This is a genomic window from Microbacterium testaceum (assembly GCF_020781835.1).
GTDB classification, from domain to species: Bacteria; Actinomycetota; Actinomycetes; order Actinomycetales; family Microbacteriaceae; genus Microbacterium; species Microbacterium testaceum_H.
In genome coordinates this window covers 48,331-66,046 of the sequence record NZ_JAJGNJ010000006.1, presented here as the reverse complement: position 1 = coordinate 66,046, position 17,716 = coordinate 48,331, and the positions used below count along the sequence as shown (strand labels likewise).

Sequence of the window (17,716 nt, the reverse complement as noted above, 5' to 3'; positions counted from 1 at the left end):
ATGTGACGTGTGGCTGGAATGATCGGTGCTGCCCGAACCGGGTCAGGTCGTGGAAGTTCGTGGCTCCACCTGGGCGGTGTCGAACGTCCAGGCGCAGGGGTTGCCGCGCAGCCCCGCTGACGAGGCGGTCGCGCAGCTCAGCCATGTCGTCGATCTTCAGTCGCTCGATGAGGGCAGCCTCGGCGCACAGCTCAGCGTTGTGTGGGAACTCGAAGTCGGGCACACAGTGACACCCGCTCAGGGGCTCCCCGACGTGATCCACGCGGACGGCTTCGACCAGCCCGAGACACTCGCGGGCTTCATCGACGCGATGCGGTGGGGAGCCGTGACAAGCGCCGACCCGAACCGCTACCAGGCCCCGTTCTGGTCGGGAGTGAATGTCGAGGCGTATCAACTCGAACCGCTCCGCCGCGCGCTCGGAGCGCCGCGTGCGAACCTGCTGCTCGCCGACGACGTGGGCCTAGGCAAGACGATCGAAGCGGGCTTGGTCATCCAGGAGTTGTTCCTGCGACACCGCGCCCGCACAGCTGTCATCGTGTGCCCGCCGAGCCTGTCACTGAAGTGGCAGGACGAGATGCGGGAGAAGTTCGGCCTGGAGTTCACCATCGTGAACTCCGAGCTGATGGCCGAGGTCCGCCGCACGCACGGGCTTCAGGCCAACCCGTTCCAGATCTTCCCGCGGGTGATCGTGAGCATGGCGTGGCTGCCCCAGGTGCGTGCGCAGCGATTGCTGCGGGACGTGTACGCGCAGGCGAGTAATCCCAAGACCGGCAGCCGGTACGCGTTCGACGTCCTGGTGGTCGACGAAGCACACCATGTCGCACCGTCGAGTCCGTCGGCGATCGCCGGCGGGCGAGGGTATGCCGTCGACACCCAGCGCACGCTCGCCGTGCGCCAGCTCGCCGAGAAGTGCGAGCACCGGCTGTTCCTGTCCGCGACGCCGCACAACGGCCACCCGGAGTCGTTCACCGCGCTAATGGAGATGATCGACCCCCGCCGCTTCGCCCGTGGCGCGAATCTCGACTCGACTGCGCTCAAGGACGTGACTGTCCGCCGCCTGAAGACCGACCTGGCCGGCAAGGGCTTCAAGAAGCGTAAGGTCAGCGTGATCCCGTTCGATCCCTTCGACGATGAGCAGAAGATGTTCACCCTGCTCGACGAGATCGTCACGAAGAGCGCGAAGCTCAACGGCACGAAGCCGACCGGCGACATCGTGACGATGCTGCTGAAAAAGCGCTTCCTTTCGAGTCCATTCGCGTTCGGGATGACGCTGAGCAACTACCTCGCCTCAAAGGCGGGGCGGGGGCTGTCCGAGGACGACTACGAAGACATCTTCGGCGAGGGGCAGTCAGACGAGGAAGAGGGCCTGTGGGAGCAGGACGAGTCGGAGAAGCTCCGCGAGTCTAAGGGGTCCGATCCGCTCAGCGCCGCCGAGCCGGGCCAGCTTGAGACCCTGGCGAACTGGGGCCTGGGCTATGAGAGCCGCGCCGACTCCCGCCTCGATCAGCTGATCCGGTTCCTCGATGCCGTCTGCCGCCCTGACGGCAAGCTCTGGTCGAACGAGCGCGTCGTGGTGTTCACCGAGTACGCACACACGGTCGAGTGGCTGACCCGCGTGCTGCGGCAGAAGGGCTACAGCGACGACCGCCTGGCCGTCATCCAGGGCTCCACCCCGCCCGAGGAGCGCGAATACATCCGCTCCCAGTTCACCGCCGACCCGTCCAAGGAACCTGTGCGGGTACTGCTCGCCACGGACGCGGCGGGCGAGGGCATCGACCTCCAGACCTACTGCCACCGGCTGGTGAACTTCGACATCCCGTTCAACCCGTCGCGCCTGGAGCAGCGCATCGGACGTGTCGATCGTTACGGCCAGACTCAGCAGCCCGAGGTCTACCACTTCGCGCCTGAGCGGGAGTCCTCGACCTACGGCTCGGACCTGCGGTTCATGGAGATCATCGCTCGCAAGATCGCCCAGGTGGAGTACGACCTCGGCTCGGCCAATCAGGTCGTCGGTGCTGAGATCCAGGGTCACTTCGGCAAGCGCGCCGTGACGAAGGCGAGGTCGAAGGGCGTGGACACCAACGAGGTGATCAACCAGGCGCTGGCCGGCGGCATGGAACTCAACGCCCGCCTGACGCAGCTGGAGCAGGGCTACGACGCGTCCCGGACGGAGATGCACCTCGATCCAGCGAACCTACGCCGCGTCGTCGATACCGCGCTGCGGATCAACCACCAGTCGCCGCTCGTCCCGAACTACGACTTCGCCCAGGACACCGACGCCGAGGTCTTCACCGTGCCGAGCCTCACCGCCGGATGGCGCGACACGCTGCGCGGCCTCGACACCCGGCTCGACCCGGGTGTGCTTCGACCGATCACGTTCGACCCGGACGCCGCCGACGGCCGCGCCGATCTCGTGTACGTGCACCTCGGGCACCCGATCGTCCAGAAGGCGCAGCGTCTGCTGCGGCGCTCGCTGTGGAGCATTGACTCCACACTGCGCCGTGTGACCGCGGTCGTCGTCGATGACCTTGACGAGTCCTTCGTCGCGGCAGTCACGCGCATGGTGCTCGTCGGACGCGGCGGCGTCCGCCTCCACGAAGAGGTGTTCCTCGCCGGTGTCCGCCTCCACGGTCGGCGCGCGATGGCCGAGGAACGAGCGGAGGCTGCACTCGATACCGCCCTCGACCAGGAAGACCTGGCCCTCGCCGAAGATCACGTGCGCGACCAGCTCTGCGACCTGTGGAATATGCCCGACGCGCCGCTCCGCCTCCGGTTGGAGGAGTCCATGCGGGCGCGTGCGGAACGCAAGCAGGCCCAGGTGACTGAGCAGCTCCAGCGCCGCGAGGCCGCCGACGTGCAACGCGCACGGGACATCTTCGCCGCGTTCCGGGCGAACCTCGGCGACTCCCTCGCGCGGTTGCGCGCTGAGGAGGCCGAATCACAGGGGCAGTTGTTCACCGACGTCGACCAGGCGCGCCAGTGGCGACGCGACCGTGAGGCGATGCAACGCCGCCTCGATGAGCTCGACGACGAAGAGGCACGCGAGATCACCGCGATCAAGGACAGGTACGCCGACGTGAAACCCCACACGACCGCCGCCGCCGTGGTCTTCGCGCTCACCGGCAACGACGCAGACGGGTGGCGCGACTGATGGCACGCCGACCCGTACGCAACCGCCCCGCCAAGAGCGCCGCGGACCTGCACCGCGCCTGGCTCGAACTCGTCGACACCGAAGGCCCGTTCCTGGCCATCCCAGCGCTCAAGCGCGTCTGGCCTGAAGGGATGCCGCAGCTCGCCGAGGCTCGCAAGGCCGCTCTTTCGGACGCCCGCAAAGACTTCGAGTCCGCCTGGGAGCGCTACGACCGCAGCGCCGGGTCCGACACCGCGCTGGACGCCTACCGCTCGGCCCGCGACAAGTGGGTCGAAACCGTGCTGCGCGACGTCGCAGGCTGGGCCGAGTCGCTCACCTGGGGCGAGGTTCCCGGTATCGCTGCGCAGTCGCCAAACCATGCGGTAACCGTCCGCGCGCAGGCTTCGCTCGACGGAGAGGATGGGGGCGGCGCGATCGTGCACGTCATCGACCCGGTCGACTCCCTCCGCGAAGTGCCGGGCGACCTGTGGGCGGCCAACCCCGTCGACCGCGTCGAGGCGATGCTGCGCGAGAGTAGTGTGCCGATCGGCATCGTCACCGACGGCCGCTGGTGGGGGCTCGTCTGCGCACGCGAGAACACGATGGCAGCCTCCGGCGTTGTCGACGCACTCACGTGGATCGAGGAACCCCGCACCCGCGATGCGTTCCTGGCCCTGATCGGACGCCAGCACCTCATCGGCGGTGACCCCGCTGAGCGGCTTCCGGTGCTCTTCGAGGAGTCCGTCGCCGCCGCCGAGGAGATCACCGAGGCGCTGGGTGCGCAGGTGCGCCGCGCGGTCGAGCTGCTCATCCAGTCCTTCTCCGAGTCCGCGGCCGACGCGAAGCGGCGCAATCTACCGGACCCGCTCCCGGCCCGCCCTCACAACAGCTACGAGGCCGCCGTCACCGTGATGATGCGCGTGGTCTTCCTGCTCTTCGCCGAAGAGCGCGGGCTGTTGCCCCAGGGTGAGCTGTTCGATCAGGGCTACGGCATCGCCGGCGAACTCGACCAGCTCATCGCCCGCGAGTCGGCAGAGAGCGAGGAAGCCCTCGACGCCACCTCCCTCACCTGGCACCGGCTGCTGGCCACCAGCAACGCCCTCTACCGCGGTGCGACCTTCGAGAACCTGCGCATGCCCGCGTACGGAGGCTCGCTGTTCGACCCGGCCCGTTTCCCGTTCCTGACCGCGACGAGCGACCTCGGCACGCTGGGCGTGACGGTTTCCGACCGGGTGATGCTGCACGTCCTCCGAGCCGTGCAGATCGCCGAGATCAAAGGTGAGGCCAGGCGCATCTCGTTCCGCGACATCGACGTCGAGCAGATCGGCTACATGTACGAGGGCCTGCTCGGCTACACCGCGACCGTCACCCCGGAAGTGGTGCTCGGTATCCTCGGCACCCGCGGAGAAGAGCCCGAGATCCCGCTGGTGAAGCTGGAGGAACTGGGCAGCACGAACAGCGACCGCAGGAAGCTCGCCAAGGCTATCCGCGCTTGGATCGAGACTGATCAACCCTCCGCGAAACCCTCCTCCGAGGCCGCCATCGCCAAGGCTATCGACGCTGCGGTCGACCCGGGCATCGTCAGCGCCCTCACCCAGGCCGTCGGCGACGACCTCGACCTGCGCGAACGCGTCAAGCCCTGGCTCGGGCTCGTGCGACTCGACCTGCGCAATCGACCGTTCGTCGTCCTCGAGGGCGGGCTCCTGGTCAAGGAGACGCCGTCACGGAAGAACGCCGGAGCGCATTACACGCCAAAATCCCTCGCTGAAGACGTCGTCAAACACGCTCTCGAACCCCTCGTGTACGCGCCCGGCCCGCACCAGACGGCCAACCGTGATGAGTGGAAGCTGAAGTCGCCCTCGGACATCCTCAACCTCAAGGTGGCGGACATCGCCTGCGGTTCGGGCGCGTTCCTCGTGGCAGCGGCGCGCTTTCTCGCCGACCGGCTCGTCGAGGCGTGGGTCGTTGACAACCCCGCGTGGGCGGGCCGCAAGGACCTGCGGACTCTCGCTATCCGCGAGGTCGTCGCCAAGTGCCTCTACGGGGCAGACATCAACGACATGGCCATCGAAATGTGCAAGCTCTCGCTCTGGCTCGTCTCCCTCGATCGCGACCTGCCGTTCTCCTTCGTTGACGACAAGGTGTTCCTCGGCAACTCACTGCTCGGGCTCAGCGACCTCAAGCAACTCCGAGCTATGCATATCGACCCGTCCAAGGCGAACCGCCAGCAGGGCATGCTCGACATCTTCGAGCTCGACATCGACTCGATCATCAAGCGCGCGGTCGAGCTGCGAGAAAGCCTCGCGTCTCCGGTCGAGCCTGACGACAGCCCGGCCCGATCAGCGGCCGCCAAGCGACGGCAGCTTGCGCAGCTCCACGCGGTCACTGCAGACCTTCGCAAGCTCGCCGACGGAGTCGTAGCCACCGGACTCTCTCTCGGCGGCAAGCCCGGCCGCGCACTCGACGCCGCATACGAAGACCTGCGCGAAGCAGCGCGTAAGGCATACCCCGCTGCTCGTGAGGAAGCCGACTCCACCTGGCTCGACTCCAAGATCGACCACGGCCTCACCCCGACTGTCGAGACCGACTACACCCGCTGGCAGCCGCTTCACTGGATCATCGAGGCCGCCGACGTCATGGTCGACCACGGAGGCTTCGACGCCATCATCGGCAACCCGCCGTTCCTCGGTGGACAGAAGCTCACCGGCGCGATGGGGACAAATGTTCGCGACTGCTTCGTCAATGTGCTTGCTGGCGGACGCCGCGGCAGCGCCGACCTCGTCGCCTATTTCTTCCTGCGTGCCACTTCCCTGCTACACGCGAACGGGACGCTCGGGCTCATCGCGACGAACACGGTCGCGCAGGGCGACTCACGCGAGGTCGGACTCGACGCAATGGTTGCTGGCGGGTTCACGATCACGCGCGCGATCCAGAGCCGGTCGTGGCCGGCATCAAGCGCCAATCTTGAGTTTGCTGCGGTCTGGGGCACTCGGGGACGTGTTTCTGACGAAGTGCCCCGGGTTGCCGACGATGTTGAAGTTCGGCGCGTGAGTACGCTGCTCGAGGCGCAAGGGCGAGCCGAGGGCAACCCTGCGCGGCTCTCAGAGAATGCGGGAATCGGATTCCAAGGCTGCATTGTTCTTGGGATGGGCTTCGTGTTGGAGCCGGACGAAGCGCAAGAGTGGATTGCCGCGGATGCCCGCAACGCTGAGGTTCTGTTCCCGTACCTCAACGGCGAGGATCTCAACCAGCGACCCGACGCCTCGGCATCCCGCTGGGTGATCGACTTCAACGACCGTTCCGAGGCCGAGGCGGCGAACTACCGGCTGCCCTTCGCGCGAGTTTCTGAACGTGTGATGCCCGAGCGAATGCAGAACAAGCGGAAGCCCCGTCGCGACTACTGGTGGCTCTTCGCGGAACGGGCCACTGGGATGCGCAAGGCGATCGCCGACTTGTCGGAGGTCTTGGTCATCGCGCTTGTCAGTAAGACCGTGATGCCCCTTCGGGTCAGCGCGGGGCAGGTGTTCAGCCACGCGCTGGGGGTCTTTGCGACCGACAGCTACGGCGACCAGGCAGTCTTGTCATCAAGCCTGCACCAGTTGTGGGCGATCACCTACGGGTCGGGAATGAGAAATGACCCGCGTTACACACCTTCCGATGTGTTCGAGACGTTTCCGCGTCCAGCTATGAGCGCGAACCTTGAGGAAATCGGACGCGCGCTTGATAAGGAGCGTCGGGACGTCATGCGCCGCCGCGAACTTGGGCTGACTCGCCTCTACAACCTCGTGAACGACTCAGAGCTGTCTTCATCCATGGATGAGGATGTCGCCCGGCTCCGATTGCTACACGCCGAGCTGGACCAGCAAGTCCTCGACGCCTACGGCTGGTCCGATATGGATCTCAACCACGGGTTCCACACCCACCGGCGAATGGAGCGATGGACCGTGAACCCTTCCGCAAGGGTTGAGATCCTGGATCGCTTGCTGGAGGAGAACCATCGTCGTGCGGCCTCAACCTCTGATAGCACCGGTCCGCTTTTCGCGAGGGTGCTCCAGCACGAGGATACCCTCTTCGACTGACGTCGCCAGGGGCGCGGGGCCTCAGCCGAAGAGGGTGTCTGGCTCGAGAGGCCGGGGTTTGCTGGATGACTGCTGACCGTGGTCAGCGGCCTGGCTGCCAGCACGGCGATGGTTCTCAAGCAGGAGTCTGTCGAGCGCCTCGACGCGTGCTAGCGGTGACGGCGACCACCGGACCATCTGCCGGAACTCATGAAACCCATGGTCGAGTTCGACGTCATCCCACCCGTATGCCGCCATTGCAGCGGCGTCGACCTCGACGTGAATCTGACGCAAGAGATTCACATCCTTGTCGCCTTGGACCGCACCGTCATTGACCAGGTTGTACAGCTTCGTGAGCCCGATGTCGCGTTGGCGCATGATTGTGCGACGTTCGACGTCAAGCGCGCGACCAGCCGCATCGAGCCTGGAAGTCGCTAGTGGTCGTGGGAAGGTTTCGAACACGTCCGACGGTGTGTACCGAACCCGGGTTTCGAGCGTTGAGCCATAGGTGATCGCCCACAACTGGTGCAGGCTTGATGACAAGACTGCCTGGTCGCCGTAGCTGTCGGTGGCGAACACAACGCACGCCTCACTCGGCACCTGACCCGTCGCCACTCTGAGGGGCATCACGGTCTTGCTGACACGAGCGATGACCAGCACTTCCGACAAGTCAGCGATCGCCGCGCGCATCACCGGTCGAGCGTTCCAGAACTTCCACCACTCGTAGACCATCCGCGGGTACTTGGCCGCGTCCTTTGAGCTTCTCTCCGGCCGGACTGCGTCATAAACGCGGCTCCATGGGAGGGAGTAGGACGCTGCCTCGACCTCGGGCATTTCACGGAAGTCGACGACCCAACGGGATGCGGAGGCGTCGGGCCGGGAGTTGAGGTCCTCTCCGTTGAGGTAGGGAAAGAGCACCTCAGCGTTGCGGGCATCCGCGGCAATCCACTCTTGCGCCTCAGCCGGGTTCTAGGTCGGTGCCTGTCTCAAGGAGCAAAGTCGCACGACGTCGACAAGAGCCGATGGACTGGCCTGATGAACCTCAAACAAGTACGTCGATGTGTCCTCTACGCCCGCCTCAGCGTTACCAAGGAAGAGTCCGTTTCTATTGCGCGGCAGCTTCAGTCATGTCGTCGCTACGCCGAGGCCCGCGGTTGGGAGGTTGTCGGTGAGTTCGTCGATGACGGTGTCTCGGCGACGGCCAACCGCCCAGAGGAGCGTCTCGGATGGAAATCGCTGCTCGCAGCTCGCGACTTCGACGCGGTGATCATCTGGAAAGTTGATCGGCTGGCGCGTCGAGTACTCGACTTCCTCCACGCGGACGAGACGCTCCAGAAACGGGGTGCGGGTCTCGTCGCCGTCGAGGACCCGATCGACATGACCAGCCCACAGGGGCGTGCGTTTGCTGTCATGCTCGCCGTCTTCGGTGAGATGGAGGCCGAGGCCATCCGCGCTCGAGTTCGGGCTGCGCGCGCGCAGATCCTCAAGGACGGACGGTGGCCCGGTGGCGGTATCCCGTATGGGTACCAGTCGATGCCGAACCCCGACGGCCCAGGCCGAGTGCTGACGAAGGACGTTGAGCGCATTGGTTGGCTCTCGAAGGCTGTCGCCAAGGCGCTTCGAGGCGAGACAGTGAACTCAGTGGCCACGTGGCTCACCGATAGTGGCGCACCGTTACCCTTGCGTCGCATCGAGCGCACATCGGGGAGCACATCTTGGAACCGTCAGACGATCGACGGTCTGCTGCGCAACCCAGTGCTCGCCGGGATGACGCCGCACAACCCTGGCCGCGCCAAGAGCGCAAAGCGGGTCGACCCGTTCGCGGTACTGCGGGACGAGCAGGGCTGCCCGATCGTCAACGAGGCGCTCGCCATCATCTCCTATGAGGAGTTCGAGACTCTGCAACGACTCCTTGACGCCCGAACTGTGCCACAAGCCCGGAAGCGATCCGAGCGCCGATCGACGAGCGCCTTTCTTGCACGCGTCGCCCGCTGTGACGAGTGCGCCGTTTTCCTCTGCCGCGGCACAAACCAGAAGCGCCCCATCCTCTACTGTCCAAGGTGCCGCCAGACCATCGGCCGCACAGCGCTCGACGCCTACCTGATTGACCGGCTCCTCTCCGAACGCACCGAAGAGCTGGTGGGCGACCTCGATGTAGCGGAGGCCTGGGGACGCGCCGGTAGCGATGACAAGGCCCGGCGGATGGTGCTCGTGTCCCAGCTCGACACTCTTGTCATCCGCCGTGGAGTCGTCGGTCGCTACTTCGACGAGGATCGCGTGTTGTTGGCATGGTCATCGTCGCACTGACGCTCCCGTGTCCTGCTGATCGACGTCAGTCGCCTGCGGCAGACTGGTTCCATGGCAGAAGGCACGAACGCGCGTACCCCTATGGGCTCGGACTACGTGCTTGATTTTCCGACGGACGGCAGCTCGTTCGGTGTGCGCGAGAACCTCGTTGACATCCTGGAACGGGAGTTGCTCGGGCCGATCCATGGCGAGGAAGAGTTGCTGCCATTCAGCCCGAAGCAGATGTACCTCGTTGGGCTGGTCGCACCGGTGAAGCTCACGGGCATCGGCTCTTCGGTTCTGGACCAGGACGATGCCGACGACCTCGCGGAGGTGCGTCTCGACGAGAGTGGCGTTACGGAAGGCCGAGGGGTTCCGACGATCGCCGCCGACGAGAGCGAGGCTGACGCCGAAGAGGATGATGTCGAGGACCGTGCGCCTAAACAGGGCTTGATGATCCCTGCTTCGATGGGCTTGCGGTTTCAGGTGCCGAGCGACTTGGCATCGTTCGATGTCTCGGCGTCGTGGGGTACGTACGAGACGGTCGAGACCGATGAGGTGTCCAAGTCCGGCCGCCCGATCCGCAAGTATCAGCGCTCGCCGGTCGAGGAGACCCGGACGATCCTGCTGGCGACGCTCACCCCGGGCCGTACGGAGACGGTTGTGCTCCGTGACGCGGTTTGTCTGCGGATCGACCGCTACGACGACGCTGAGTACGGGCGGATGCTCGTGGAAATCGCGCTGTGCAACGACCGCGAGACTCCGATGCCAATCCCATCGAATATGTGGATGTTCCAGACGAAGCTCGTCGTCGACGCAGGCGGCGACGAGGTTTTCCTGCCGGTGAGAGATGTGATGGAGCAGGAATGGCCTGAGCATGACGACGAGGTGCGTCGTCTCGATCTCCAGTACAAGGATCGGCTGGAGTTCGCGATCGGTCGCACCTGCTCCGCCGACTGGGTCGTGCGCAAGGGCTCGCGCCGCGCTACCGCGGTGTCGACGACCTGGTTGCCCAAGGCCGAGACGCCCCAGACTCGGGCCGGCGAAGTCGAGGGTGCGTCCCTGGCAATGAGAGCCCTGGCGTCCGGCACCCCTGACGACCTTCGCGCTGGGCTCGCCCCGCTGGTGTCGGGGTACGGCGCATGGCTTGACCGGCAGGAGGGCGTCGCCGCGCAGCTCCCGGCGCATCTGCGTGAGACCGCCGATGTGGTGCTGTGGGAGGCGCGGCAGGCGCATCAGCGTCTCGTCAACGGTCTGGAGTTCGTCGCGTCGAATGCAACCGCGCTCCAGTGCTTCCAGTTCATGAATCACGTGATGCGTGATCAGCGTCTCGCCTCGCAGGTCGCCGAGGCTCGCAAGTCCGAGCCCGCGCTGTCAAGCAAGGACGTGCGGGCGACTCTCGAAGCGGCCGAGGCGGATGGGAGGCCGGTCGCCTCGTGGCGTCCGTTCCAGCTTGCATTTATTCTCATGCAACTCGGCGCGCTCGTCGACCCGACCGCGCCACTGCGCAGCGCGGAACATCAGGCACGCGTGGAGCTGCTGTTCTTCCCGACTGGTGGCGGCAAGACCGAGGCATATCTCGGCCTGGCTGCCTACACGTTCGCGATCCGTCGCCGCCAGGCGGTTGTGCAATCGAGTGACGGCCCTCTGAACGGCAGCGATGGGGTGTCGGTGCTGATGCGCTACACGCTGCGCCTCCTGACGGCCCAGCAGTTCCAGCGCGCGACTGCACTCGTCTGCGCCGCCGAACTCGCCCGCCGCGAGGATGAAGCGACCTGGGGGACCGAACCGTTCCGCATCGGCCTCTGGGTCGGCACCGACGTCAGCCCGAAGCGGTTCGAGGAAGCCGACGAGCAGCTCAAGAAGGTCAACGACGGTGCGTCGCACCGGCTGACGGTCCTTCAGATTCAGCGATGCCCGTGGTGCGGGACCGAGATCACCCCGGCGAACGTGAAGGGTGACGCGACCAGCCGCCGGGTGTTCGTGCACTGCGGCGACGAGCTGGGCCGGTGCCCGTTCTCCAAGGGAGGCGGCGTTCCCGAGGGACTTCCGGTTCTCACCGTCGACGAGGAGATCTACCGGCTCACTCCGGCGTTTGTCATCGCCACAGTCGACAAGTTCGCCCGGCTCGCACGCGAGGGCGAAGCGGCCTCACTGTTCGGGTACGTCAGCAAGCGCTGCGGGCGACACGGCTACGTCCACCCCGACTACACCGGCTGCACGGTGCAGTCGCATCCGGCGAATAACGGCCACCCGGCCGCGACCGTGATGCCGGTCAATCGCTTGCGCCCTCCGGACTTGATCATCCAGGACGAGCTACACCTCATCACCGGGGCGCTCGGCACGGCCGTCGGCCTGTTCGAGGTCGCCGTCGAGACGCTATGCTCGTGGGAGACGCTCGAGGGCAAGACGGTCAAGCCGCTGATCGTCGCCTCGACGGCCACCGTACGCAACGCGGTCGAGCAGGTACGGCAGCTCTACGGCCGCAAGGTGGAGATCTTCCCGCCGCAGGTGCTCGACGTGGCGGACACCTTCTTCTCGCGCGAGGTCGAAGTCTCCGAGCAGAACCCCGGCCGTCGTTACATCGGCGTTAGTGCGCCGGGCGTGCGCTTGTCGAGCGCCGAGATTCGCCTCGCCGAGGTGCTGCTGCTTGCAGGCCAGTTGCTGCTCGACCGCGCTGGCATCGAGGCAGACCCCTACATGACTCTCGTCGGGTACTTCAACGCCACGCGGGAACTCGCCGGCATGCGCCGGTACGTGGACGACGACGTGAGCACTCGAGTCGGCAACCCTCGGCGCGACTCCGGCTTCCCGCGCAGGTACGGCACTGCGTTCGGGAGCCTCAACGTGGCCGAGTTGACCTCGCGGATCTCCGGTGCCGACATCGGCAAGACCCTCGACAAGCTCGGGCTAGAGTTCGACCCGGGCTATGACACGACTGCGGCGTTCCAGGCGCGAATCGCGTTGCGCCGGGAAGACAAGGCCGCGCCCAAGCGGGACGGGGACGCTCCCTTCGACGTCGTCCTCGCCACGTCGATGCTCCAGGTGGGTGTCGACGTGCAGCGCCTCGGACTCATGCTCGTGGTCGGCCAGCCGAAGAACACCGCTGAGTACATCCAGGCGTCGTCGCGAGTTGGCCGCGACGCGGCACGCCCTGGCCTGGTCGTGTCGCTGGGGAACTGGGCGCGGCCACGTGACCTCGCCCACTTCGAGCAGTTCCGGCACTACCACGACACCTTCTATAAGCAGGTCGAGGCACTCTCCGTCACGCCGTTCTCGCCGACCTCGCTGGAGCGCGGTATCGACGGGCTGCTCGTTAGCGCCGCCCGTGTCGCCCAGGCAACGATTGCTGACGGGCTCTCGCCGGAGCGCGAGGCAGGGAAGATCGGCACACAGCATCCCGCCGTGACTGCAATCATCGACCGACTTAAGGCCCGCATCCTCGCCGCATCGCAGGACGATGACCTCGCCAAGAAGGCCGGCGACCTGCTTATTAACCGCGTCGACCGGTGGATGAGCCGCGCCGGATACGCGACCGAGCGGCACCAGGCTTTGGTCTACGAGCGCATCGGCGAGGGCGACAAGTACCTGCCGCTGATCATCAGTCCGGAGAACTACCGCGCCAACATCGGCAGCTCGACCGAAGCACCGTTTGTAATCGCGAACTCCATGCGCGAGGTGCAGCCGGAGATCAACATCCTGGTCTCACCGGTCCCGGACCGGCTCTTCGCCAGAACCCCCACAGGCGTTGATGACTGGGCCATGCCTACGGGGGAGGACGACTGATGACTGACACCACCGTCGCGGCAGTGGCCGATAATAATGACGCCCTCGACCCGCTCGGCGATGTCGACGACGGCTTGACGAAGAACCGGGCCAAGGTCGGCTCGGCGCGGCCTTCATCGCTGCTCTACACCTACGGCCCGGGCGCGATCATGGACCTACCGAACTTCTCGGTGATGCCCGCCGGATTGGATGACTGGGAGCCGATCTGGAAGCGCCGTGAGATCGTCCCGACGATCCTTGAACCGCGCCTACTCAACGTCGTCCGGCTGCACCTCGGGCCGCAGGCCGACGCACTGCGTCCGTTCCCGTGGCAGCCGAAGAAGGGGTCGATGTCTACCGAAGGCTCCGACCTCGGCCTGCCCGCGCGTGTGTTCCCGCAGTGGTTCCGCTGCACCGGTTGCGACTACCTCGGTCCGCTCACGCGGTTCACCTACACCAACACGCATCCGTTCCGCCCAGATCTGGCCCAATTCACTCATAAGCCGTGCCCTGGCCGGGGCGGACGTGGACGACGTGAGGGCAGCCCGGCTGTGCCAGCGCAGCACCTGCTGACCTGCACCAACGGACACCTTGACGAGTTCCCGTACGCGCTGTGGGTGCACAAGGGCGGGAAGTGCCCCGTCGCAGAGAACCCCGACCTGAAGATGCGCGACGCCAACGTTGGTAAGAGTGTCGGCTCCACGATCATCTGCCAGTCCTGCAACGCGACCCGTGGCATGGCCGAGGCCCAGGGCGTGAAGGGACGGGAAAAGCTTCCCCAGACCTGCCGTGGCCGCCACCCTCATCTCGGCGCCTTCTTCCCTGGCTGCAAGGCTCAGCCGGCTTTGATCATGATGGGTGCCTCGAACCTGTGGTTCCCTTCGACTCAGAGCATCATTGTTATGCCGCGCTCGGAGGCCGAGCAGAAGGAAGCGCTCGCCGACCAACTTCGCGTCGAGCTCGGCGTCGAGCAGATCCAGCAGTTCGCTGACCAGATCCCGGTCATCCGCGCACTCGCCGGGGCACGCGACATCGACGTGGCCAGCCTCTCCGACGCCGACCTCGCTACTGCCGTCGCCGACGTGCTCGCGCCCCCGGAGTCGGAAGAGGCCCGCGAAGAGCGCCGCGCCAGCTGGGACCCGATCGAGCTACTCATCCCCGAATGGCGCTATCTCCAGAAGCCGATTCTGTTCCCCGAACAGCAGAACGACACCGGGCTCATGGTCACGGAGAAGCAGCGCGGTGCTGACCTGCATCCACGCATCACCCGCGTCGTCGGCGTGGACAGGATGAAGAAGGTGAACGCTGTCCTCGGCTTCACCCGCCTCGACGAGATGGATCGCGTGAATGACGTCGCCTCGCGCCTGGTTGATCTCACCCGGACTGGCAAGCCCATCTGGGTACCTGCTACCGAGGACCGAGGAGAGGGAATCTTCATCCAGCTCGACCTTGACGCTGTCGCGCGGTGGGAGCGTGAGATAGAGGGAGCCCCGTTGTGGGACGCCCACGTCCAAGCGCACCGCCGCAACTTCGCCCGTCGCTTCTCCGAGACTGCCGAAGCGGTGGACCCCGATACTCGTATGCCCGCACCGCGCTACTGGCTCGTTCATACGCTGTCGCACATTCTTATCCGGGAGATGGCGATGTACTCGGGCTACGGCGCGGCCAGCCTCACCGAACGCATCTACGCCTGGCGTGACGAGCCCGGGCGCGAGGCCGCGGCAGGACTGCTCATCTGCACGACAGCGTCTGACAGCGAAGGAACGCTCGGCGGCCTCGTTGCTCTCTCAGAACCGACGAAGCTCCAGAACATCGTGCTGTCCGGATTACGTCGGGCCGCGCGATGCTCGTCCGACCCGGTTTGCGCTCAACGCACGCCGTCCGACCCCGAGGACTTCCTTCACGGCGCGGCCTGCCACACCTGCTCCTTCGCTTCGGAGACCTCGTGCGAGAAGGCCAACCGGTTCCTCGACCGTCGGTTCCTCCTCGACCTCCCGACCGCGAGCGGCCCAACCGTTCCGGGCTTCTTCGGCAGCGTTCATGGCCTCTGACCCGCTTGCGGAACTCGGCAGCTTCCTCACCGCGACCGAAGCGGAGCGGCTCGCAATGCAGTTCGGGACCGGCACGCCCATCAGCGTCGCCGTACGCGAGATCGCGATCAGCCGTCGCGAGCACGTTAGGGAGCTGCTTGCAGCATCGGGGATCGCTCCCAGCGACCGCGAGCGTGCTGTCAGCGTGCTGCGCGCGATCGCCGGTGCGAAGACCGTCCCACGTGAGCTGACGCCAGTGTGGACGATGCCCGGTAATGAGGCCAACATCGGCCACCTCACCAGCGAGTTCCACCGCATCGTCGGAGCAGCACGGCAGTCGGTGACAGCGGCGACATACAACTTCCAGGACACCTCGCAGATGTGGACGGCCCTGAAAGCGGCCTCCGATCAGCCCGGCGTTGTGGTCACCGTCTACGTTGACGCCGGGGTCGCCGACGCCGCGACGGTCAAGGTTCAGCTACCGGGAGCGACCGTCTACCGCTCTGCGCTTCTGCCCAACGGCAAGCAGGTGATCAGTCACGCCAAGTTCATCGTGGTCGATCACGAGCTGCTGCTCATCACCAGTGCCAACTTCAGTTTCTCGGCTGAGAATCGCAACATCGAGTTCGGCATCCTCATCCGCGATACCGCTCTTGCTGCATCCGTCGAGACCACCATGAGGAGCAAGCATGGGTCGCTCTATGAGCTGGTTCCTTAGCTCCATCAACTCGACGCGCTCGGCGAGTGTGTCGCCCACACAAGGGCATTCCGGCGGCAACAGTCCGGTGACTGTTGGACGAGACGCGACATCGGGGGTCGCCCAACAGATGTGGATAAAAACCACACATAGGTGATTGTTCTGTGCAAGGATTGTATCCGTGAAGGAGTTGGACGAGTCGCTCCCGTCGACGTTCACGACGGAGACCTCGCGGGCGCATGGTGTGCATCCGCGAGATCTGTATGCCTGGCGAGATGGCGGTCAGATCATCGAACTCTCGCGCGGGGTCTTCCGTCGAGCAGACGCGCCCCCGGCGTCGTACCCCGACATGATCGCAGTGGCGCACCGCGCTCCTCGCGCGATCGTGTGCTGCGTCTCGGCGGCAGCGATCCATGACCTGACGGACGAGATGCCGGCGTTGGTGCAGATCGCGGTTCCCAAACGGTCGCATACGCCGGCGATCACTTACCCGCCTGTGACGGTGTTTCGCTTCGATGAGGCCACGTTCGAACTTGGTTTGACCGCGTTCGAGGCAGGGCCGGGGGAGCCCGTGCGCATCTACGATGCGGCGAGGACGGTGGTGGATCTCATGAGATTTCGGAGACGCCTTGGTGAGCCGATTGCGCATGCCGCGCTTCACCGATATCTGGCAGCACCGAACTCGAAACCGGCACTGCTGCTGGAGTACGCGGAGGCGCTGGGGACGTTCGGGCCGATGCGTGCTGCGCTCGATGTTGCGAGTGCCCGATGAGTCGCCCCACGCGAGAGAGCGCCGCAGGGCGCGCGTACCTCGACCTGCAGAATCAGGCTCGTCGCCAGAAACGTGGCACGCAGGAACTGCTCACGATGTACGTCGTCGAGCGATGGCTGTCGCGGATGTCGCGCTCACCGTACGCCGAGGACTTCATCCTGAAGGGCGGGATGCTGCTGGCTTCCTTCGGCGCCCGCCGTCCTACGGTCGACGCCGACGCCCTCGCTCGTAACATGGCCTCTGATCAAGAGACCGTGGCCCGCCGCGTGGCCGAGATCGCCACGATCGAAGACCCAGACGACGGCGTCGAGTTCCTGCCCGAGACGGTCACCACCGCAGTGATCCGCGATGATGCGCTGTATTCCGGTGTGCGGGTGACGATGACGGCACAGCTCGCAACAGCGCAGGTCAAGTTGCGGCTTGACATCAACTTCGGCGACCCCGTCACTCCGGCCCCGCGAACAGTTGATCTGCCGTCGCTACGGCCGGACACTCCGCCGATCCGCATCCTGGGCTACCCGATCGAGACGGTGCTCGCAGAGAAACTCGTCACCGCGATCGAACTGCGACGGGCGAACACGCGCGTGCGTGATTTCGCGGACATCCACCTCTTGACCGGCACACAGGCTCTACAGTGCGGGGAACTGCGTGACGCGCTCACGGCCACCGCAGGTTTCCGCGGGACCACGTTGATTCCGTTGGCGCAGGCCGCCGAGGGGCTCGCAGTGCTACGCAACTCGACCTATGCCGCCTACCGGACGGCGCTCGGTGAGGCAGGCGCGAGTCTGCCGGAGAGGTTCTCCGACACCGTGGCCGCCGTTGCTGTCTTCGTCGACCCGGTGCTCGGGGGGCTCGACGCCGAGGCCGTGTGGAGCCCCGCCGAACGGAGCTGGAGCGCGACGCCCGTCACACCATTCGGGCCAACAGAAACCGCTATAGGTAGGACGGACCTGTGACGGTTTCTGCCGGACCTGACCG

At 65.7% G+C, this 17,716-nt stretch carries 8 protein-coding genes and 1 pseudogene; 8 read left to right on the top strand and 1 reads right to left on the bottom strand.

The genetic code is table 11. The annotated features are described in order from the left end of the window. Positions 1 to 25 precede the first annotated feature (25 nt). Positions 26 to 3,151 (top strand): DISARM system SNF2-like helicase DrmD, encoded by a 3,126-nt coding sequence (drmD, locus tag LL239_RS10200; RefSeq protein ID WP_228163333.1) that lies wholly within the window; start codon positions 26 to 28, stop codon positions 3,149 to 3,151. Then, a complete protein-coding gene (locus LL239_RS10195; RefSeq protein WP_228163332.1) occupies positions 3,151 to 7,209 on the top strand; it encodes an Eco57I restriction-modification methylase domain-containing protein in 4,059 nt (1,352 codons plus the stop codon). Before drmD ends, LL239_RS10195 begins: the two co-directional genes overlap by 1 nt. Positions 7,210 to 7,230: 21 nt before the next feature. Here the strand turns inward: LL239_RS10195 and LL239_RS10190 are convergent. After that, positions 7,231 to 8,136, bottom strand: a pseudogene (locus LL239_RS10190) (type IIL restriction-modification enzyme MmeI); the annotation flags it as partial. Between the two features lie 87 nt (positions 8,137 to 8,223). Between LL239_RS10190 and LL239_RS10185 the strand changes: the two are divergent. The 6 genes from LL239_RS10185 (at position 8,224) to LL239_RS10160 (ending at position 17,694) form a co-directional block, all read left to right on the top strand. Further along, positions 8,224 to 9,495 (top strand): recombinase family protein, encoded by a 1,272-nt coding sequence (locus tag LL239_RS10185; RefSeq protein WP_228163330.1) that lies wholly within the window; start codon positions 8,224 to 8,226, stop codon positions 9,493 to 9,495. Positions 9,496 to 9,546: 51 nt separating this feature from the next. Beyond that, a complete protein-coding gene (gene drmA, locus LL239_RS10180) occupies positions 9,547 to 13,260 on the top strand; it encodes a DISARM system helicase DrmA (RefSeq protein ID WP_228163329.1) in 3,714 nt (1,237 codons plus the stop codon). Continuing rightward, positions 13,260 to 15,290: a DUF1998 domain-containing protein gene (gene drmB / locus LL239_RS10175; protein WP_228163328.1), complete on the top strand. Its 2,031-nt coding sequence runs from the start codon at positions 13,260 to 13,262 to the stop codon at positions 15,288 to 15,290. The genes drmA and drmB overlap by 1 nt, the downstream gene beginning before the upstream one ends. Next, entirely contained in the window at positions 15,280 to 15,987 is a 708-nt protein-coding gene (gene drmC / locus LL239_RS10170) for a DISARM system phospholipase D-like protein DrmC (protein ID WP_228163327.1), read from the top strand. The genes drmB and drmC overlap by 11 nt, the downstream gene beginning before the upstream one ends. A 160-nt stretch (positions 15,988 to 16,147) precedes the next feature. Further along, positions 16,148 to 16,738: a type IV toxin-antitoxin system AbiEi family antitoxin domain-containing protein gene (locus LL239_RS10165; RefSeq protein ID WP_228163326.1), complete on the top strand. Its 591-nt coding sequence runs from the start codon at positions 16,148 to 16,150 to the stop codon at positions 16,736 to 16,738. Beyond that, positions 16,735 to 17,694 (top strand): nucleotidyl transferase AbiEii/AbiGii toxin family protein, encoded by a 960-nt coding sequence (locus LL239_RS10160; RefSeq protein ID WP_228163325.1) that lies wholly within the window; start codon positions 16,735 to 16,737, stop codon positions 17,692 to 17,694. The genes LL239_RS10165 and LL239_RS10160 overlap by 4 nt, the downstream gene beginning before the upstream one ends. Positions 17,695 to 17,716: the final 22 nt, after the last annotated feature.